This window comes from Catenulispora rubra, assembly GCF_015356825.1.
Taxonomy (GTDB): Bacteria; Actinomycetota; Actinomycetes; order Streptomycetales; family Catenulisporaceae; genus Catenulispora; species Catenulispora rubra.
The window spans coordinates 26,509-46,375 of sequence record NZ_JAACYW010000043.1; the positions used below are offsets into that span (position 1 = coordinate 26,509).

At 67.5% G+C, this 19,867-nt stretch carries 16 protein-coding genes and 2 pseudogenes; 8 read left to right on the top strand and 10 right to left on the bottom strand.

Going from position 1 to position 19,867, the window contains the following annotated elements:
- Positions 1–135 precede the first annotated feature (135 nt).
- Entirely contained in the window at positions 136–357 is a 222-nt protein-coding gene (locus tag GWK61_RS14945; protein ID WP_228562347.1) for a hypothetical protein, read from the bottom strand.
- 112 nt (positions 358–469) lie between these two features.
- A complete protein-coding gene (locus tag GWK61_RS14950) occupies positions 470–652 on the bottom strand; it encodes a hypothetical protein (RefSeq protein WP_194908964.1) in 183 nt (60 codons plus the stop codon).
- A gap of 29 nt (positions 653–681) precedes the next feature.
- On the opposite strand from GWK61_RS14950, the gene GWK61_RS14955 reads away from it, so the two are divergent.
- From GWK61_RS14955 to GWK61_RS14970, 4 genes are all read left to right on the top strand, one after another.
- Positions 682–1,167: a hypothetical protein gene (locus tag GWK61_RS14955; RefSeq protein ID WP_194908965.1), complete on the top strand. Its 486-nt coding sequence runs from the start codon at positions 682–684 to the stop codon at positions 1,165–1,167.
- 811 nt (positions 1,168–1,978) lie between these two features.
- The gene (locus GWK61_RS14960) at positions 1,979–5,104 is read left to right on the top strand and encodes an AfsR/SARP family transcriptional regulator (protein ID WP_194908966.1); all 3,126 of its coding nucleotides are present in this window, start codon (positions 1,979–1,981) and stop codon (positions 5,102–5,104) included.
- Positions 5,105–5,158: 54 nt separating this feature from the next.
- A complete protein-coding gene (locus GWK61_RS14965; RefSeq protein WP_194908967.1) occupies positions 5,159–5,731 on the top strand; it encodes a site-specific integrase in 573 nt (190 codons plus the stop codon).
- Between the two features lie 269 nt (positions 5,732–6,000).
- On the top strand, positions 6,001–6,354 hold the full coding sequence (locus GWK61_RS14970) for a hypothetical protein (RefSeq protein ID WP_194908968.1): 354 nt from the start codon (positions 6,001–6,003) through the stop codon (positions 6,352–6,354).
- A 157-nt stretch (positions 6,355–6,511) separates the two neighbouring features.
- Here the strand turns inward: GWK61_RS14970 and GWK61_RS14975 are convergent, their stop codons facing one another.
- The 6 genes from GWK61_RS14975 to GWK61_RS15000 all read right to left on the bottom strand — a co-directional run bounded on the left by GWK61_RS14975 (position 6,512) and on the right by GWK61_RS15000 (position 13,873).
- Entirely contained in the window at positions 6,512–6,985 is a 474-nt protein-coding gene (locus GWK61_RS14975) for a tyrosine-type recombinase/integrase (protein WP_194908969.1), read from the bottom strand.
- Positions 6,949–7,302, bottom strand: coding sequence for a hypothetical protein (locus tag GWK61_RS14980; protein WP_194908970.1), 354 nt, complete (start codon positions 7,300–7,302; stop codon positions 6,949–6,951). Before GWK61_RS14980 ends, GWK61_RS14975 begins: the two co-directional genes overlap by 37 nt.
- A 232-nt stretch (positions 7,303–7,534) precedes the next feature.
- Positions 7,535–11,122: a tetratricopeptide repeat protein gene (locus tag GWK61_RS14985; RefSeq protein ID WP_194908971.1), complete on the bottom strand. Its 3,588-nt coding sequence runs from the start codon at positions 11,120–11,122 to the stop codon at positions 7,535–7,537.
- 3 nt (positions 11,123–11,125) lie between these two features.
- A complete protein-coding gene (locus GWK61_RS14990) occupies positions 11,126–11,425 on the bottom strand; it encodes a trypco2 family protein (protein WP_194908972.1) in 300 nt (99 codons plus the stop codon).
- 671 nt (positions 11,426–12,096) lie between these two features.
- Positions 12,097–12,816 carry a hypothetical protein gene (locus tag GWK61_RS14995; protein ID WP_194908973.1) on the bottom strand — a complete coding sequence of 240 codons (720 nt, stop codon included), beginning with the start codon at positions 12,814–12,816 and terminating at the stop codon, positions 12,097–12,099.
- Positions 12,817–13,162: 346 nt separating this feature from the next.
- Complete coding sequence (locus GWK61_RS15000) at positions 13,163–13,873, bottom strand: hypothetical protein (protein ID WP_194908974.1); 711 nt, start codon at positions 13,871–13,873, stop codon at positions 13,163–13,165.
- A 522-nt stretch (positions 13,874–14,395) separates the two neighbouring features.
- On the opposite strand from GWK61_RS15000, the gene GWK61_RS15005 reads away from it, so the two are divergent.
- The gene (locus GWK61_RS15005) at positions 14,396–15,232 is read left to right on the top strand and encodes an SAM-dependent methyltransferase (RefSeq protein WP_194908975.1); all 837 of its coding nucleotides are present in this window, start codon (positions 14,396–14,398) and stop codon (positions 15,230–15,232) included.
- A 284-nt stretch (positions 15,233–15,516) separates the two neighbouring features.
- Positions 15,517–16,711 (top strand): annotated as a pseudogene (locus GWK61_RS15010) (IS701 family transposase).
- 4 nt (positions 16,712–16,715) lie between these two features.
- On the opposite strand, the pseudogene GWK61_RS60735 reads toward GWK61_RS15010, so the two are convergent.
- A pseudogene (locus tag GWK61_RS60735) lies at positions 16,716–17,003 on the bottom strand (hypothetical protein); the annotation flags it as partial.
- A gap of 67 nt (positions 17,004–17,070) precedes the next feature.
- Here GWK61_RS60735 and GWK61_RS60740 point away from each other — a divergent pair.
- On the top strand, positions 17,071–17,172 hold the full coding sequence (locus tag GWK61_RS60740; RefSeq protein ID WP_194908989.1) for a helix-turn-helix domain-containing protein: 102 nt from the start codon (positions 17,071–17,073) through the stop codon (positions 17,170–17,172).
- A 350-nt stretch (positions 17,173–17,522) separates the two neighbouring features.
- Here GWK61_RS60740 and GWK61_RS15020 read toward each other — a convergent pair whose 3' ends face one another.
- The gene (locus GWK61_RS15020; protein WP_194908977.1) at positions 17,523–18,356 is read right to left on the bottom strand and encodes a methyltransferase domain-containing protein; all 834 of its coding nucleotides are present in this window, start codon (positions 18,354–18,356) and stop codon (positions 17,523–17,525) included.
- A gap of 235 nt (positions 18,357–18,591) precedes the next feature.
- Here GWK61_RS15020 and GWK61_RS15025 point away from each other — a divergent pair, with 235 nt between their 5' ends.
- Positions 18,592–19,833, top strand: a complete 1,242-nt coding sequence (locus GWK61_RS15025; RefSeq protein WP_228562349.1) for a helix-turn-helix domain-containing protein — start codon at positions 18,592–18,594, stop codon at positions 19,831–19,833.
- Positions 19,834–19,867 lie beyond the last annotated feature (34 nt).

Genomic DNA, 19,867 nt, shown 5'->3' on the forward strand with positions numbered 1-19,867 from the left:
CGGCCGAACCGATTCACTCCGATCATCGAACCCCACGAAGGTTTCGTATCGCACGGTCACGCAACCCGGCGCCGGACAGCGCGTCGAAGCTCTCCGCGAACCCGGACTGCTCACACAGCGCCCGGAAGCCGGCGCTCACCTCGTCGGCGAACCCGGCCCGGCGCAGACCGACGAGGCCCGGATCGGCCCGCGCCAGTAGCCGTCGGCCTCGTAGTACTCCGACGACGGCTGTTCGGTGGCCGGGCCGAACGCGGTGAGATGGGCCTCGATGTCCCGGGCCAATGTTTGCCGGATGTCGTCGAGCAGACCGGTGCCGAGCACGATCGCCATCAGATCCAGCAGGCTCGTGCTGGCCACAGCGCGCTCTGCGACATTCTCGGCTGCACCCGGCCGACCTGAATACCACCAGCGCGCAGAACGCCGGAGTCCGCAAGACCGCCTCCAGCGACGTCCCGTCTGCAGAAACTCCTCACCTCCTGCGGAATCCCGCCAGACGGGTCTGGACGCGTTCTATCTCCGGGCGCATGCCGAGGCACTGAAAGATCTCCAGGGCCTGGTTCAGATAGGCGATTCCGCTGTCGGTTTCGCCGGTGGCGAGGTGGTGGTCGGCGATGCCTTCCAGGGGATGGCTTCGTCGTCGGGTTTGTTCCATCAGCGACCTCGAACTGGGATGATCCGCTCATGGAGCCAGAACCGGAAGGCGCGGGCGAGAGGCGGCTGACGGCTGAGGAGTATGACGCCGTCCGCACCGCCGTCGCCGCGGTCGCTGGCCGCTGGGCTGGCGGGCAGGAGTGCACCCTCAACAACCTTCTTGGGCGATGGCGTGGCGTCGCCGCGGATTTCGAAGACATTGAGGGCTACTCGTGGTGTGGGCCGGAGTTGTCCAACGATGTATGGTGCCGAACTGCGCTTGCGAAGGTCTGGCCGCTGCTGCCGGCCCGAGTACGACAACTTCGTCAGCCTGAACTGGACGAGCTCGATGGCCGGTTCCGAGCGGCCACGGTGCCGTGGCCCGGCCATGAGACCGAGATCCAGTGGTGGACGTGGCGTGTTCCAAGGATCCTGGCTGCCGAACGCGACGAGCGCTACGACCGAGGCTGGCTCATGAGCTCGGGCATGATGCCGTTCCCGAAGCCGGACTCCGTTGACGTCGTGCCCTGGACTTGAGCCCAGCCCGACCGACCACGAGATCTTTGCCAGAACCAAATCACACTGTCAGGAGCCAGTGGCAGATAGCGCGACAACTCAGGGCCGGTCGCAACTACCGTGACCCAACGGTGCCAACTACGGTGTCCCGCCGTCACCAGCCGACGAGGTCACGCTGCTTCGCGAGTCGCAACAACGTGTCCCGGCACAGGCACCCACGTCGGGAACGTTGTGCAGGCCGCGACGTTGTCGAGCCGATTACGAGGTGTAGTCGCCGGGCAGGCCGGCGGACTCGGCGGCGAGTGCTTCTCGGGCAGCAATCCGGAGCCCGTGCTGGTGGCGAGCCAGTCCCGCATGGCGGTGAGCACATCGGGGGCGATGCTGTGTCTGACCGGATCGCGTCGAGCGACGGTGCGTGCCTCGCGCCGGTGGCCGCCGGCCGACAACTGGCTGGAACTGGTGGCGTGGCCGGGCTACGTGGCATGTAGTCGTTCGCGGTCCTCAGCAAGGATCGGGAGGACTATCCCCGAACCCCGTACACGGAGGTGGGCCCCGGTCGGACGACCGGGACCCACCTCCGTGTACGGGGTTCGTCACCTGCTGGCCCGCTACACCGACCCCGCGACACCGCGCTGCGCGAACGCCTCCAAACCCACGTCGACCCGGCGGCCGCGGTGTGAGCTGCGGCCAGGAACCGGGTTGGGTTCGCGAGGCGCGGTGTGTATTCGCCGGGTTCGCCACCGGCAGCGCTGCTACCGCCCGCACCGGCGGGGGAGAAGAATTCCGTACCGCAGGATCCTGATGAGGGGACGGGCTCCAGGTGGCAGGCGACGTGGACGGCGATTTCCGGATACGGCTGCTCGGTACAGTCCAGGCCGTCCACCGCGGCACGGCGCTGAATCTGGGCGGCGTGCGGGCCAGGAGCGTCCTGGCCGTGCTGATGCTGCACCCCGGCCAGATCGTGCCGCGTCGTACGATCGTGGACCACGCCTGGCCTGGCGACCCGCCGGCCAGCGCCTACGATCTCGTCGCGGACTATGTCTCGGAACTGCGCGGGCACCTCAAGCCGGCCAAGGCCCACATCGAGTTGCGCTTCAAGACGCCGGGGTACCGGGCCGACATCGCCGCCGACCTCATCGACGCTCACAGATTCACCGAGCTGATCTGGCTGGCCGGACGTGACCGGCGCGGCCGCGAGGACGAACTCGCCGCCATCCATCTCCGGCAGGCCCTGGACCTGTGGCGAGGCCAGAGCGCACTTGCAGACCTCGACACCCCGTGGCTGCGCTCCCAGGCCGACGTCCTGCTGAACCGCAGGCTGGAGGCATTCGAGCAACTGGCCGGGCTGTACCTGACCGCCGACGACCCGGCCGCCGCCGCAGCACTGCTGCGCGATGTGGTCCCGCGTCACCCCGAGCGCGATCGCATGGCCGCGCTGCTCGTGCAGGCCCTGGCCGCGCTGGGGGAATCCGGCCAGGCCGCCGACGTCGCCGTACGTACCGCCGCGTCACTGGAGGACCTGGGCCAGGTCCTCGGCCCCCACCTGCGCCAGGCCCAGACCCAGGCCCTACAAGACGCGGACCGCCCAGCTGCGGCACGCGGTCCACTGCACCAGCTGCCCATGGACCCGTCGGGATTCACCGGCCGCCACGAGGAACTGACCGCTCTGCTGGACCTGGCCGAACACGCCGCCGAGCAGGACGGGCCGACGGCCATCGGGATCTCCGCGATCGACGGCATGGGCGGCGTCGGCAAAACCGCCCTCGCGTTGCACGCTGCCCACGCCCTGACCGGCCGCTTCCCCGACGGACAGCTATTCGTCGACCTGCAAGGCGCCCACGCCCTCACTCCCCGAACCCCCGGCGACGTCCTGGCCGAGTTCCTCCAGGCCTACGGCACACCACCCCAACTCATCCCCACCGAGACCGCCGCGCGGGCAGCAGCGTTCCGCGACCGCCTGGCCGGAACACGCACCCTGATCCTGCTCGACAACGCCGGCAGCGAAGACCAGATCCGCCCCCTGCTCCCCGGCAGCAGCGGGTGCCTGGTCCTGATCACCAGCCGCCGACGACTCAAAGGCCTGGACGACGCCCACCTGCTGCCAGTGGACGTCCTGCCGATGACCGATGCGATCGCCTTGTTCCGTACCATCGCCGGCCCCGCACGCACCCCGGTCGACGACCCGCTTCTGGAGGAGATCGCGACACTGTGCGGGCAACTGCCGCTCGCGCTGCGGATCATCGCCGCCCTGTTCCGCAACCGACCCGCCTGGACCCTCAAACACCTCGCCGCCCAACTGACGACCCGCAATGCAGGGCTGGCCGTCTTCTTCGACGGCGACCGGAACCTGGCCACCGCCTTCGACCTGTCCTACCGCAACCTTGACCCAGACCAGCAGGAGCTGTTCCGAAACCTCGGCCTGGCCCCCGGACCCGACGCTGACGCCTACGCCGCCGCGGCACTGCTGGACACCACCCTGGATCGAACCGACCACCTACTGCAGGACCTCGTCGACCACAATCTCCTGGCCGAGACCATCCCTGGGCGCTACCGGCTGCACGACCTGCTGCGCGAACACGCCCGCACCCAGGCCGAAAAAGCCGACCCCGCCCGGCGGCGCGAGGACACCATGAACCAGCTGCTGAGCTACTACGCCCACACCGCACAGAAAGCCTCCCAGCCCATCGCCCGCCATCCCCGGAACATCACCCACGACCTGGTCCTCGTACACACCCCCGACCTGGCCGACCCCGACACCGCGCGTGCTTGGCTGCGCGCCGAGCACCCCAACCTCGACGCCGCCTTCACCTACGCCCACACCCACCGACTTGACCGCCACACCACCGCCCTGGCCGCTGGCCTGGCCGAAATCCTGCTCTCCGACGGCCCCTGGACCCGCGCCCTACAGATCCACCAGGCCGCCGAAACCACGGCCCGACCCGATCCCACCGTCCGCGCCGACGCCTTGGCCGACCTGGGGCGGGTACGGTTTATGACCGGGGACTATCCGGGGGCAGCCGAGGCCCAGGCGTCGGCGCTAGAGATCTACCGGCAGATCGGCAACCGCCTCGGCGAGGCCCACGCCCTGACCGACCTCGGGCGGGTACGGCAGATGACCGGGGACTATCCGGCGGCGGCCGAGGCCCAGGCGTCGGCGCTAGAGATCTACCGGCAGATCGGCGACCGCCTCGGCGAGGCCCGCGCCCTGATCGACCTGGGGCGGGTACGGCATGCGACCGGGGACTATCCGGGGGCGGCCGAGGCCCAGGCGTCGGCGCTGGAGATCTGCCGGCAGATCGGCAACCGCCTCGGCGAGGCCCACGCCCTGACCAACCTGGGGCGGGCGCGGTCTATGACTGGGGACTATCCGGGGGCGGCCGAGGTCCAGGCGTCGGCGCTAGAGGTCTACCGGCAGATCGGCGACCGCCTCGGCGAGGCCAACGCCCTGACCAACCTGGGGCGGGTACGGTTTATGACTGGGGACTATCCGGGGGCGGCCGAGGTCCAGGCGTCGGCGCTAGAGATCTACCGGCAGATCGGCGACCGCACTGGCGAGGCCAACGCCCTGACCAACCTGGGGCGGGTACGGTTTATGACTGGGGACTATCCGGGGGCGGCCGAGGTCCAGGCGTCGGCGCTAGAGATCTACCGGCAGATCGGCGACCGCGGCAATGAGGCCTGGGCGCTGAACTTCTACGCGGCCGCCGTCGCTGCGCTCGGCGACCTCCCCGGCGCTCTCGCGCTGTACCGGCAGTCCCTGGCCATGAACCAGGAACTACACAAGCCCGACGATGAGGCGCTCTCCCTGGAAGGCATCGCCGACCACCACCTGGCCGTCGGCGACACCGCCCAGGGCACCAGGTACCTGAATCAGGCTCTGGTGATCTACCAGCGCCTCGGCATGAACCCAGCTATAGAACGTATCCAGGCCAAGCTCGCCGAGGCCCACGGGCAATAGCCGCGCGACCGCAGTCGGCCGCCGCTTTACTTCCGGAAAGAGCCCTTTCGTGAAGTGACCTGGCACCATGGCATCCGCCCCGGTCTCCGCCGCCCGATCCCGCAGATCAGTGGGGTATGGCTTCCTGTTCGACATAGCGACTCGATCCTTCCAAAAAAGATCGAGAGTCCGGACCAAACCCGGAGCGGTTCATGGCGCAGGCGGACCGCCACCGCGGCGCTGCGTTCGCTGTTCTTCTTCGCCAAGAAGAACAAGCTCATCTTCGCCAACCCCACGACACGGCTGAAGGCCGAACCGGTCAACGACGGCCTGGTGCCGATGAGCCAGGAACAGATCCGCTTGGTCGAGAACGCGGCCGTCCGCGCTGATCAGCGACTGGCCGTCATCCTCGCTGCGGTCCAAGCCGCCAAACGAGGCGCGATCCGCGACCTCACACTCGACGACCTGGACCTGGCCAACCGGCGAATCACCATCGCAGGAAGCGAACAGCGACTGAGCAAGCCGGCCCGCCAGGCCCTGCTGGCCTGGCTCGACGAACGCCGCAGCCGATGGCCGCACAACCCCAATCGGCATGTTCTGATCAACACACGAACAGCCCTCGGCGACGGACCGGTGAGCAGCCACTAACTGCACGGACACCTGCTCCCCGGCATCTCCCTGGATCAGATCCGCCGCGACCGGATCCTCCACGAGGCGCTGTCCGCCGAACCGGATCCGCTGCACCTGGCCCTCGTCTTCAACCTCTCGCACACCACCGCCAGCCGCTACACAACGATCGCGCAACGCGTCCTTGACGACGTCGAATAAGAAACTGAGGGCCTGCAGTCGCGACGGCCCTCGAAGTGGTCTTGGCCATTACGCTGATCCGAACCGCCGACTGCCCGGATCGGAGCACCATGGCCAACTACCTCTACATCACCAGAGCGACCGAGTGGGGTGGCGGCGAGGACTTCCCGATCGGCTCGGCGGAGTGGCTGGCGTTCGCTGAGGCCGATCCGCGTCTGGAGCCGGACGAGGGCGGCGGCAGCCTCGACTGGGTGTTCACCTGCACCGACGGCACCAAGGCCTGGCTTTCATGGAAGCTCCATGTGATCGAGGTCCGCGGGACCCACGCCAAGGACGCCGACCTCGCGGTCCTCGCCCGCGATCTCACAGCCCGCCTCGTCGACACCGACTACGACGAGGAATACCACCCTAACGGAACGACGACGCCCTGGTCCGAGTCAAGGCGCCCCATCCTTCCGGGCTGAATGAACCTGAACCCGACGCGGACCCCGATTCGGGGCAACGAACCCACGTGAGTTCGGGCTGAAGAGCCCTCAGTACGGCTGAACCCACGGGCGTCTTGGCGTTAACGGCCGTGTCACCTGACCCAAACGGCCCGCGATCTTGCCCTTTGACCTGCTGCTACTCATCAACAGTGAGGTGTTCCAGGGCTCTGATCTTGTCGGCTTCGGTTGGTCGACTATAGATCCTGACGGTTTCGATGCGGGAATGCCCGAGCAGCTCGGCGACGGTCGCCAGGTCGGTGTCAGCCCGTACCAGCGTGGTGCCGAAGGTGTGGCGAAAAACTTGGGCGGTCGGCGGGTCTTCCAACCGGGCCGTGGCGGTGATCGCAGTGATGATGTCGCTGGCGGCTGTGGCGGACAACCGTCCGCCAGTGTGGTTGAGGAACAGCGCCGGTCCACCGGCGCCGGGCCAGGCGGAGCGCTGTTCGATCCAGGCGGCCAGGGCGGTGCGTAGCTGCGGCTTGAGCGGCACAGTGCGGACCTTGCCGCCTTTGCCGTACAGGCGCAGCTCGCCGATCCTGCGGGACATGCGAACGTCGTCGACGTCGAGGGCGACTACTTCGGAGATGCGGGCTCCGGCATAGAAGGGCACCAACGCGATCGCCCGTCCTCGGCCTGCGGCCAGCGCTCGACCTCGCGCAGGAACACCATCCGGTCGCGCGGCTCCGGCGCCCACGGCGCCGTTTTGGGTAGCTCGGTGCGCTTGGCGTCGGCTGGCCCCAGACCGCGGCGGGCATAGAAGTCGTCGAGGGCCGCCAGGGCGTTGTTCACGGTGGCCGGTTCGCGTTTGGCCACGGCCAGCAGCTGGGTGCGGTAGTCGCGCACGGCCCAGTCCCGCGCCGGCTTCTTGCCCAGCGGATCACCGTCGCCAGTGGCGGCATAGGTGTGCCAGATGAGGAACTGGCGCACCTTGGAGATGTAGGTGCGTCGGGTCGCCTGCGACAGCGGACCTTGGCCAACTGATCGGAGTAGTCGTCGAGCACCACTGCGAACCGATCCGGGACCGGCGCCGGGCGCCGTCCCCGTCGGCCCGAAGAAGGCGGCTCCCTGTTCTCTAGACTGGAGTCCGGGCCCTGCGGACCCTCCAGGAGCGTGTTCTCTAAACCATGCCAGGAGTCCATTTTAGAGAATCGATTTTCTCTTAACCTAGGCTAGCCAGCCGACCGGCGACCTTCTCGGCGTGCGGTAGGCCGAGGGCTCGGTAGATCTCCAACGCCTGCCGAAAGAGCACTGCAGCCTGCCCAGTGTGCCCCTCGCTCCGCCGACACTCGCCCAGCTTATTGAGCGTTCCGGCCTGGCCGAGCTGGTTGTCGAGCTGGATGTACAGCTCCAGGGCCTGCTGGTGGTACTCGACCGCCTCGGCGTAGTCGCCACGCCGGTGCCGCACGACCCCCAGCTCGTTGAGCGCTCTGGCCTGGCCTTCGCGGTTGTCGAGCTGCCGGTACAGCTCCAAGGCCCGGTACTGGCAATTGTCCGCTTCAGCGCAATCGCCGTTCCTGAGCCGCGCGAGCGCGGCCCCCAGATAGTTAAGGGTGTCAGCCTGGCCGAGCCGGTTGTCGAGCTGCCGATACAACTCCAGGGCCCGCTTCTGGTACTCGACTGCCTCCGCGCAAGCGCCCGTCATGGCCCGTGCGTTCCCCAGCCCGTTAAGCGCACTTGCCTGGCCGTCGCGGTTGTCGAGTTGCCGGTACAGTTCCAAGGCTTGCTGGTGGCGCTCGAACGCCTCGGAAAAATAGCGTGTCTCGTAGCATACGTCCCCCAACCTGTTGAGCGCGCTGGCCTGGCCGCGCCGGTCACCGATTTCTCGGAACAGTTCCAGGGCCTGCTGGTAGTTCTCGGCCGCCTCGACGTAATCTCCGGTTGCGAACCGTATGTCCCCCAGCTCGTCGAGGGCAACGGCTGGGTTGTAGCGGTCGGGAAGCTGCTGGCACAGTTCCAGGGCTCGCTGCAGATGCTTGGCCGCCTCGACGTAATCGCCACTCCGGCGCCGCAGGCTCCCCAAACCGACAAGCGCACCGACCTGACCTTCCCGGTAGCCGAGTCGCCGACATAGCTCCAAGGTCTGCTGGTAGTGCGCGGCCGCCTCGGCATATTCCCCAGTCATGCGCCGCAGGTGCCCCAGATCGTGGAGTACTCTGGCCTGGCCGAACCGGTCGTCGAGCTGCCCGTACAGTTCAAAGGCCTGCCGGTGGCGCTCGGCCGCCTCTGCGTAATCGCCAGTCAGGCGCTGTACGATCCCCAGCTCGTTAAGCGTATCGGCTTGGTCGCGGCGTTCGCCGAGCTGCCGGCCCAGTTCCAGGGCCTGTTGCAAGTACTCGGCCGCCTCGACGTAGTCTCCGGTCAGGCGCTGTATGCTCCCCAGATCGTTGAGGGCAGTGGCCTGGCCGCGCCGGTCGCCGATTTCCCGGTACAGCTCCAGGGCCTGCTGGTAGTGCTCGGCCGCCCCGACGTAGTCATCACTCCAGCTCCGCATGTTCCCCAGATCGTGGAGCGCAGTGGCCTGTCCGCCCCGATCGCCGAGCTCTCGGCATGATTGTAGGGCGCGAGCGTATACGCGAATGGCGCCGGAGCGGTCACCGGCCTGATAGACCGCTCGGCCCAGCTTAGTCTGGGTGTCGGCTTGGCCGTGAAGGTCATCGAGCTTCTCGTACAGCTTCAAGGCGCGGGTATGGCTACCGATGGCGTCGCCATGCTGGCCGTTGCGACGCTGTACGCAGCCCAGGTTGTTCAGGGCCGCGGCCAAGGCCGCGGTATCTGTGGTTTTGGCTAGGGCGGTGGCGTGGGCGTGCAGGGTGATGGCTTGGTTCCAGGGCCCGTCGGCCTCCAGAGCCGGGGCGATGGCTGCGGTCAGGGCGATGACGTTATGGGGGCGGTGGTGACGGTCGGCCTGGCGGATGCAGGCCAGCAGGTTGTCGCGTTCGGTGCGGGCCCAGGTCCGGCGCAGCTCGTGGTCCAGGGGCTGCCGGCCGTTGTGGGCGGCCGTAGCTTTGTCAGCGACGTTGGTAAGCTGGTAGTACCCATACAGCCGATCCAAGGCCTTCTGGATGTCGTTGGCCTCGGCCGTGATAGCCAGCGAGCGAGCGTATTCGCGAGTCAGGTCATGCATACGGTAACGACCGCGGGTTGCGGTCCCCTCCAGCAGCCGGTGCTCCTCCATCCTCGCTAGCAGCCGCCGGGCCGCACCGATGCCAACATCCAACAGCGCCGCGGCAGCACCAGCCTCATACTCGGTGCCCGGGTGCACCCCCAGCAGCGCGAACAGTTGTTGCTCGTCAGAGGTCAGATCGCGGCGAGACAACTCCAAGGCTGTGGCCATTACGCGCTCCGCGGTGTCCAGAACCTCCAGCCGGCTGTCGGCCTTGTCGAAGTCGTCGACCAAGTCAGCTGCCGACGAGTCAGCCAGCAGCGCTCCGATCAGGGTCAGTGCCAGCGGCAGGTGCCCGCACAGTGCGGCCAACACCTGGATATCCGGATCGGATACGTCGAGGTCGGCCCGGGCTGCGGTGCGTACCAGCAACTCTGCGGCTTGGTCGGGATACAGGACGTCCAGGCTGAGCGGGACAGCCCCGCCGAGCCCGATCAGGCGCCTACGGCTGGTGACGAGCACCAGGGTCCGTGGGCTGGCCGGCAGTAGCGGGGCGACCTGGTCGACGTCGACGGCGTCGTCCAGCACCAGCAGCATCCTGCGTCCGGCGGTACGGGTGCGCCACAGCAACTGCTTGCCTTCGACAGTCTCAGGCAGTTCGGCCGGGCTCACCCGGTCGTAGGCCAGCAGCACGTCCAACGCCGCCGACACGCTCAGCGGGGCCTGGCCCGGGGTATGGCCGTGCAGTTCCAGGAACATTTGGCCGTCGACGAACCGGTCGGCCAAGCGGTGCGCCGCGTAGGTCGCGAATGCGGTCTTGCCCACCCCGGCCATCCCACCGACTGCGTGCACCGCCAAAACAACCCCGCCGGTGCCGTCCAGCATCGATACCAGGCGCTCGAATTCGCCAGTACGGCCGGTGAAGGAGGAAATGTCCCGTGGCAGCCCCCTGGGTGCGTCAAGTGATACCGGTATCTGGCCGACTTGGGTCAAGGCGCTGGCCTCGGGCAGACCCAGGAGCCTGCATAGCTCCGCTAGGTGCTGCCGGTCATCAAGGCTGTACCAGTGCTCGACCGGTCGGGCTGTCAGATGCTTGAGTCCCTCGTCGCGGTGATGTTCGCACACCACGCCGACTAGCAATCCGTCGGCGAACACCACCGCCCCGGACATCCCTTCCCACGGGGATTGACGCTGGTTCGGTGCCGGCTCGTCTACGGTTAACTCCAGCGTTCCGGAGCGCATGTTGGAGAACGGCGTGATCCTGCCCTCTGCGTGGTGGGCTTCGCGGTAATACATCCCCGGGGACGTCTCGCGGCGCTTCCACAGCGGGAAGCCCACGGCCTCGTACTCCGCGCGCCTGGTGAGGCGGCCGTAGGCGACTGGGGCCACGTCGGCGAAGCTCTCGGTCAGACGCACGACGGCCAGATCCAGTCCCTCGCTATCTCCGTCTGCCCAGGCCACCTGCCCTGTCACCTGGCGTATCTTGCTCGATTCGTCGACGAACCGGGCCGTCACCTGGTCGGCGCCGCACACCACATGCCGGGCGGTAAGCACCAGGTTGCCGCTGACCAGGTAGCCCGAGCCGACCTTGTCGTGCGCCAGGATCTGGCAGGCGCGGCGTGCCTGAAGCCCTGCGTGCGGCATGGCTTACTCCTCGCCGGGCATGATCTCGCCGGATACATACGGCGACCTGTCGTCCGGGGCCAGGCGCGGGGTCAGGGTCAGCTTAACCCGCTGCGTGTTAGTGGTGCCGATCTTGCCGTCGGCTCCGGCCTGAACCACCCAGAACCGCACCTTTGTCCCGGATCCGGCCTCGCGTTCGAGGGCAACCGACACCTCAAGCTCGATCGGTCCGAGCTCGAACCGTAGCGCCGCACCGTCGGCGGCGACCACTGCCTGTTCCAGCTCCACCCGCAAATCCCTGATCACGCTGGCCAGCTCGATCACATCATCCCCCTCCCCGCAACCAACACTCCTGACCTCGACTGTAGAGGTCTGACACAGTAATGCGCCGCCGGATGACGCCGAGCGCGGTCATACCCCGGTGGCGCTGCCGATGACCAGGCGGTTTCCCAGGTCCAGACGCACCTCCCCGTAGGGCGGATGTACTCCCAGAACAGGGCGGTCAGCCCGAACCCCAACTGCGCAGCCGCGTTCCAGGTGCCGAAACCCCTAAAGACTGGTCAACGGTCAGCGCTGGACCCCGTTCCCAACGGGAGCACCTACGGCCAGTCGCTAGTTCCGCAGGGTCGGGCCCACGCCACGACGGCGGCGTCTTCGGCGGGTCCGCCGGGCTCACGGCAGACGTGGGCGTACGGCGCGTCAACAACGCCACGCAGGTTACGAGTGGCACGGAGTGCGACGTCTGAGACGGTGAGATCGACGGTCACCGGTAGTAGTAGCGGCGGGTGGTGCCACCCAGACGGCTGCGACCGCCAGGTCTACTCGGTGTTTGACGACCAGGTCACTGCGGTCGCGTTGTCGACTCCCAGCTTTGGTTGGCGGCGCTTCCAGGGGCTACTCTGCGGCTACGTACACGATCTCCACCGTGGTGTCACGAGGTTCCGGCCAGGCACTTGCCAACCGCTGAGAGGCTCCGTCGGCACCTCCTCGTGGCCTCAGCTCCATTCGAAAGTCAGCAGTGCGAGCCGGTCAACGGGTTCGAAGAACAGCAGAATCGAGTCGGCGCCGCTGCGTCGGTAGTGCCAGCCCGGCACCGACGCCACGAATCGGAACGGATTCCCGGCCGGGCTCACCGGCCATGCGATCTGGTCGTCGTGGTCGATGTCGAACAGATCGGGCTGGGCCCAGTTGCCGTGGGCGTCGGCCTCGCCGCCGAGTTGCTCCAGGTAGGCCACGGCATCAGCCCCGTCGAACCGTGGAGCGCCGTCCTCGCGGCGCATGAGCAGTCTGCCTTCACGGCGGAAGGCGTCCCGGTGTGCCAGGTAGCTGCGTTCCTCGGACTCGCAGTGCTCGTGCAGCTGCGTACGGAACCCGGGCCATGGATCGGGCAGTTCCTCGAGGGTCGTCGCCCGCGCGAAGTAGCGCCAGTCGCCAAGCAGACGGTAGCGGTCGTCCTCCATCGAGAAACCCAGCCAGTTGGGTTTCTGCAGGGGCGAGTGGAAGGCTTCCGTATGGTCGCCGAGGTAGCCCTCGGCCGGCTCCAGCGGGCTGACCAGGTGGATCCACCCATGCCAGGCCGGGTCCACCCCGGCGAGATCGATCGAGATCAACGGGTGCAGGTGCTTCGCGAGTTCGGCTTGGTCGGCGACGAACACCTCCGCAGGCTCAGGGTAGACCCGCAAGCCTGCTCCGGCCGTCATGACGTCTTCCTGCATCGTGTGCCTCCACTGCTGTCCTCCCGATGATCGGCCAAGGCCGCCGGGCATGTAGATCGATCGAGGGACAGTCAACCGTCCCCATCGGACATTCACGCTTCGACCACCGCCCGGGCACGTCAGCTCTCGCGAAGCGGCAGGGCGTAAGAACGACGATCGACGCCGCGGCGGCTGCGACCGTCGCCGCGACGCACAGCGATGGAGCCAGAAGACCACTCGACTGTGCTTGGGCTACTCAATGAGCGGCGCGCCCGGCTCGCGCCACAGCGATAGCGTTTGACAGGTTAGGGCCCGTTGCTTGACTGCTGTCAAACCGAAGAGCACGGCGCGACCCAGGTACGGTTCATCAGTAGCTACACCGGGTGTTGTCCGCGCTGCGTGTAATGGTGATCTGATCGGCGACGGCTCCGAGGTTCATCACCGAGACCGGCAAGGTATTGGTGTCCGTGTTGGGCTGGGCATCTAGGAAGTCCGCCACACCCCGGGGTACGAGAAGCGCGGTGATCAAAGCGTGTGCGTTGACTGCGCCTGCCGTCGGCGTTCCGATCTCTCGCCGGTCGGCGCTCCACCCATCGCCCGACGCTTTCGCGCGTCCGTCGTAGGAGTAGCCCGAATTGGCCGCAGGGTTGCCGTCGACGTCGGCTGGCCTGTCAAACAGTATGAGAACGTCCTCGGCGGGGATCGTGCCGGTACCGCTGAAGTTAGCGCAGAAGGGGAGGAGTTGAGTCATTTCTCGGAACCGCAGCTGTTTCGCGGCAACGTACAGGTCCGGTTGGTTCTGTGCACCCGAGGTGACGGCATTGCCTGGGCCCCCGAGTCGGCTTGCGCTAGTACGTGGGCGATCTTGCCAAGCCAGCGCTGCCAACCCGCCGCCGACAAAGGCTAGGGAGGCCATTGTCGCGAAAAGCCAGCGGTGGTGCGGCCAGTGCGGCCAGACCGCCAGCGCCACCCACGGAACACAGGCAGCAGCGAACAGGGCGAAACTGGCCAGGTGTCCGAGGCTCTGCCCGGTGACCGTGATCAAAATAGGCACCAGGACGGCGGCGATGCCTGCCAATTTAGCCACTTTGCTTGGCTCAGACCGCTTGCTGGTGGGCCGCGTACCACGCATCACGCGTGGAGGCTATGAGGATGCCCCGAAGTTAGTCTCGGCGGCGACCAAACATCCCCGCCGACTGGGGAGAAGAGCGCTCTGATGAGGTTGTCACCTCGGCATGATCACCATCCGGTGAGGGATTATCGAACGAGGAGTACCTCACCCCGGCAGGCACAACCTAGGACGGCCCCGGCATCCCGCCCGACATCCGAACCCCGGTATTCGCAGCGAGCTCACCACCGACAAGGACTCGGCCTTCCAACGAGCAGTCGCCGAACCACACTGAAATCGATCGCAGACCCCAGCGCTCAATCATCAGGTCAGGCCACGCTGTCGCGGCGACCTGACCGATGGGCAGAGTGCGGTGTCGCAGCGGCGCATCGGACGGCCCGATGCCACACGGCCACGTCAGGGTGCGATGACGTCCGATAGGATCTCCGAAAGCAGCGCCGTGCAGTCGCACCGACCAGACAGGGGCCCGTCGTGCCGGAGGTCGTACCGTTCGAGGACTCTCTCGCGCCCTCCACATGGGAATCGACGTCGATCGACACCTCCAAGGCGCATCCGGCCCGGATCTACAACTACTTCCTAGGCGGTAAGGACAACTACGCCGTCGACAGGGAGGCTGCCGAGACGGCGCTGCGTGCGGTGCCGGAGGTCCGCGCCGGCGCCAGGGCGAACCGGGCGTTCCTGGGCCGCGCCGTGCGCAACGCCTCCATGGCCGGCATCACACAATTTCTGGATCTGGGCACGGGGATTCCGGGGCCGGGGAACACCGGCGACATCGCGCGGTCGATCCATCCCGAGGCACGCGTGGTGTACGTCGACAACGATCCGATCGTGGCGACCCACTCCCGAGCCCTGCTGTCCGGAGCCGACCCTGCACTTACCGCGATCCTGGAAGCCGACATCCGCGACCCGACGTCGATCCTGGACGATCCGACCGTCGCAAAGGTCTTGGACTTCCAGCGCCCGATCGCGGTGCTCATGGTCGCGCTGCTCCACTTCATCCGCGACGAGGAGGATCCCGCCGGCGTCCTCGCAACGTTCACCGACGCTGTGGCACCGGGCAGCATGCTGGTGCTGTCCCACGCCACCCGGGGATCGGATCCGGAGCGAGCGAAGTCGGTGGCCAGCGGCTGGACCAACGCCACCTCCCAGCTCGTCATGCGGAGCGTTCCAGAAGTCACGCAGTTCCTGGACCGGTGGAGCGTCCTGGAACCCGGCCTGGTTCAGGTCCCACAGTGGCGGCCTGACGGTGACGTTCCCGAAGGCAGTGAACTGATTCAGATCTATGGGGCCGTCGGCGTCAAGCCCTGATCCTGAGCACGGTGTGGATGAGTGAGGGTCTCCCGGTTGCGGTGCAGCTGGGAGAGCAGGGGATGATATGGACCGCAGTGGCCGGCGGGGTGCGAGGAGTTGTCCGCCATCGCCCCGAGGTCGTCGACTTCACGGCCGCACCAGGCGGCCCGGCATCAGCTGTTCACCTCAACAACCGACGCCCGAGCCGGAGCATCTGGCCGACAGTGGTGCTCGGCATATATACAGAGTTGTGTCATGGTCCTTGACCTTGTGTTTGTGGTGTGTTGTAAGACGCTGAGGGCATGGATGAGCAGTCTGTGCAGGCGCTGGCTGGGGACTTGGCGGAGTTCGGTGCCGATGTGTTCTCCGGTCTGGATTACCGGGGGGCAGCGTGAGTTTGGGGGCGTGTATCTGCGGGGGCTGATGCTGGATGGCCGACGTAAGTCGGTCGAGCCGATGGCGGCGCGGCTGGGGGTGCCGCGGCAGAACCTGGGGCACTTCGTGGGCCAGTCCACCTGGGATTACACGCAGCTGATGCGGCGGGTCGCTGCGCGGGCGGTCGCGGATCTGACCCCGTCGGCCTGGCTGATCGACGATCATCCGTTCGTCCGATACGGACGTGGCACCGCCGGGGCGGCCATCCAGCACTGCGGCGAGCGCGGGCAGCACCTGTGCCAGGTCGCGGTCACGGTGCACGCGGTCTCCCGGCGCGGGTCCAGCCCACTGCACGGACGGCTGTTCCTGCCCAAGACCTGGGCCCAGGACCCCGGACGTTGCGCCAAGGCCGGGATCCCGGCCGGGTGCGGGCACCGCACCAAGCCCCAGATCGCGCTGGACCTGATCGACCAGCTGACCGCCTGCGGGCTGCCACCGCCGCCGTTGGTGATCGCCGACAGCGACTACGGGGAGAACGTGGCATTCCGCACCGGGCTGTCCGCCCGGGGGATCCGCTGGCTGATGGCGGTCGGCGGTGACACCGTGGTCCTGCCGACCATCGGGCATCCCACCACCGCCTGGGCCAGACGCAACCCGGTCCACACCGTCAACACCATCGCCGAAGCCAACCGATACCGCGCCCGCCGCTTCATCTACCGGCCCAGGACCGCCGACCACCGGGCACGCTCCGGCTGGTTCGTCGCCATCCGCGTCCACATCGCCGGGGTCGTCGAACGCACCCGGGTCTCCAAAACGATCCCCGGGCGCCTGCTGCCCGAGAGCACCCTGCTGGTGCAGTGGAGACGCAAACACGACGGTGACGCCTTCCGCGTCTGGATCACCGACCTGCCCGCCGACACCCCGCTACCGGTCCTGGTCAAACACGCCGCCAGCCGCTGGCACATCGAATGCGACTACCGCCAGATGGAACAGGCCCTGGGTCTGGGAGACTTCGAAGGCCGCAACTGGAACGGCTTCCACCACCACCTCGCACTCGTAGCCGCCGCCCACCCGTTCTGCCTGGAGCAGCGATGGAACCCAAAAGACCAACACACGGCCTGAACCTCTACCGGGTCCTCGCCGTCCTCCAACACGCCCTCATCGGGATACTCGGCCACTGCCCCACCTGCCACCACCCCACACACAACCACCCCCCCTCGATCAAGGACCATGACCAAGCTCTGATATATGCGCGGCCGATCGCGTTCGTAGTCGCCGGCAGAGCGGCAGGATCCGGGTACGCAACGTACAAGGGCTGATAGTGCGGCTGGAACTTCGCCTTGAACGCCAACAGTGATCGGAAGCCGTAGACAGGTGTAAAGTCGTCGCCAGGGCCGGGCGTGAGCAGGTCTATCCGTCGATCACTGAGCAGCGGGCACGACCCCCGTCTCGTCGGGGGTTCGTAGCCCGAGGACGAGCGGATCGCCATCACCGACCTGCTGCGGGTTGGGAAGCCGCTGCGTGCCGTCGCCGGAGAACTGTGCCTCAGCCCAGCCACGATCAGCCGGGAGGCGGGCAGGTAGTGGCGTTTATCGCGGTCCAACAGCTCGGCTCTGCTGAGAGGTGGCGACGTAAGAACAGCGGAGCTGAGCGGCGGCACGGCCGTGCCAGGTTCGTCCTGCACTTCCCGTGTGGGGGCCGCGTCATAGGACTCTCCGGCGCGTATCGTGCCACCCAGAAACAGCGCATTACAGCCTGCGTAGGTTCGGTGGTATGAGGTCCGGCGGCGTATGAAGATCCTTCCGTCCGCGCGCCTCGACAGCACGAGGGCTCGGCGGCGCCACAACCTGCCGGCGATCACGTCTTGGCGCGTCCACGACGTCGAGGATCTCGTCGGTCTTCTACAGGCTGGGGTATTCCATGCCGTCTATGGTCAACGGCGGGCCGCGATGAGGCTGGCTGTCGTCGTGGTGTGCACAGCACCGTCGGCTGCCGGAGGTTCAAGCAGCCGGCCGACGAGCTGGTGCAGCACTCTGCGGCTGGGTTCGTCGAGGGCTGCCACCTCGTCGCTTACCGGTGAGAACAGCAGCATCGTGCAGGCGTCGGCCAGACCGCCGGGGAAGCAGACGGGGATGGTGCGAGGTGCCTGAACGACGTCGGTGAAACCGGCGCCGATCAGAAGATCGACCAGGCGATCGGGCGGCATTGACCAGGGCTTGGCGAGGCGGCCGGCGGCTTCCGGGCCGAAGAAGCTGGCGATGGCCCCGTGCAAAGCGCGGAACAGGGGGTTGTCGGCCGTGCCGGACCAGATGGTCAAACCCACTAGGCCGCCGGGGCGCAGAACCCTGCGAGCCTCAGCCAAAGCCGCGGCAGGGTCCGGGGCGAACTGGATCACCTGCTGGCCGGTGACGGCGTCGATGGACCCGTCGGGAAGGGGCAACGGCGCCAGGCCGCCTTCCATGTAGGTGATGGGAGCGCCGGCCGGTACCGCGGGCTTGGCGCTGGCCAGTCGCAGCATGCCCGGCGAGGCGTCCAGGCCGAGCACCGCACCGGACGGTCCGAGGCGCGCGGACAGGATCCGGGCCACCGTGCCCGGGCCGCAGCCCAGATCCAGAGCGCCGGCGCCGGGGGCGGGACCCAGCGCCTCGACCAGAAGACAGCCCCAGGGGTGGAACACCGCTGGAAGGTAGATCTCGTCGTAGGGAACGAGATTGGTCACATCAGCGTCAGGCCACGATTGCCGGGCCGGACCGAACTGGAGGGTCATCTTGGTTCCTCATGCTGGGAGATGGCCGCGGTGAACCACACGCCGCGACCGCTGAGGTTCGATGAGCCCATCGTGAGCGCCAGAGGTGCGTGATGGGACAAGTCCAGTTGGCGGGGCAAACCGCTCAAATATTGCCACCAAACTTGTCCGAATGACGAGCACTTAACCGGATATCCGCACATTCACTTACTGCCTCGGGTAGCGTGAAAGACCTCTCACGACGCTGGAGGGGACCATGGAGCGTCTGTCGCAACCACTGTCGATCGGCGAGCGGTTACGAATGCGTCGCATGCAGTACAAGCTGTCCCGCGAGGTGGTGGCCGGGCTCGTCGGCCGGAGCGCCGAATGGCTGCGCCAAGTGGAAAGCGGCAAAGCTCGGCTCGACAGCCTCACGGTGATCCGTGGATTGGCCGAGGCGCTCCACATCTCCGACATCAGGGACCTGATCGAGGAGCCTGGTCCGGCTGTGCCATCGACGCTGGGCCCTGATCCGCGGTTGCTCGCGTTACGGCGGGCGGTCATCGACCGTTGTTCCGTCCTCGCCTTCGGAGGTACCGCGTCGCCGCGCGGAGCCACCTGGGCCAGCGTCCAGACCGAGCTCGACCACACCTGGAGCCGCTGGTGCACCGGTGCCGACCGGTACAGCTACGCCATGGGCCGGCTCCCGGCGCTCTTGTACACCGCACGCGCTCTGTGCCGACGGCAAGGTGCCGACCCTGACGCCGAGCGCGTGCTCGGCGGGTCGTACCGCCTGGCCCGCTCGCTGCTCACCCGGCTTGGCGAGCACGAACTCGCTCTGCACGCCGCGCATCGCGCGCTAGACCTCGCCGAGCAGGTCGCCGATCCGCTGGCCGTGGCGGCCGGCGCCTGGCATGTGGCCGGCTGCCTGCTGCAACTGGGGCACCACGCCGAAGCAGTCGGCTTCGCGACTGCGGCCGCCGACAATCTCGCCAGCGAGGCCGGCACCTCAGACCTCGCAGATCCCACCGACCGCGAACGCGTGGCCATGACCGGCGCGCTACGCACCACCGCGGCGGAAGCCGACGCCGCCCAATTGAACGCCGCCGGCTGCGCCAGCTCCCTGACGCTCGCCCAGGCAGCCGCCACCGCGCTGGGCACCGACATGTGCAGCCGTGGCGTCTGGTTCGGCCCGACCGAGATCGGTATCGCCGAACTCCAGATCGCGCTCCGCCTGGGCCGGATCGCCGACGCACTACGGCAGTCCCGGACGCTCGAGGTACCGGCCGAGTATCCGGTCGAGCGCCGTTCCCGCTACCTGGTGAGCCTCGCCGTCGCCCACGCGCACCGCGGCGAGGATGCCGCGGTGCTGCTCGCGCTGTCCCAAGCCGAGCGAGAATGCCCGGAAGATCTCCGCTTCGACCAGACGGCGCGCAACCACCTGGCCCGCCTCATCCGGCGCGACAACCGCTCCATGCATTCGGAGGTCTCGCGGCTCGCGGTCGCTGCCGGGCTGTAGCGGTGCCAGGCGCGACAGCCAGGACAACACTTCG

What these genes read in the sequence shown, in the direction of transcription:
- GWK61_RS15020 (WP_194908977.1), bottom strand. Translation starts at nt 18,356, where the DNA reads ATGACCCTCCAGTTCGGTCCGGCCCGGCAATCGTGGCCTGACGCTGAT.
- GWK61_RS14985 (WP_194908971.1), bottom strand. Translation starts at nt 11,122, where the DNA reads ATGCCGCACGCAGGGCTTCAGGCACGCCGCGCCTGCCAGATCCTGGCG.
- GWK61_RS14950 (WP_194908964.1), bottom strand. Translation starts at nt 652, where the DNA reads ATGGAACAAACCCGACGACGAAGCCATCCCCTGGAAGGCATCGCCGAC.
- GWK61_RS15025 (WP_228562349.1), top strand. Translation starts at nt 18,592, where the DNA reads ATGGAGCGTCTGTCGCAACCACTGTCGATCGGCGAGCGGTTACGAATG.
- GWK61_RS14955 (WP_194908965.1), top strand. Translation starts at nt 682, where the DNA reads ATGGAGCCAGAACCGGAAGGCGCGGGCGAGAGGCGGCTGACGGCTGAG.
- GWK61_RS14970 (WP_194908968.1), top strand. Translation starts at nt 6,001, where the DNA reads ATGGCCAACTACCTCTACATCACCAGAGCGACCGAGTGGGGTGGCGGC.
- GWK61_RS14995 (WP_194908973.1), bottom strand. Translation starts at nt 12,816, where the DNA reads ATGCAGGAAGACGTCATGACGGCCGGAGCAGGCTTGCGGGTCTACCCT.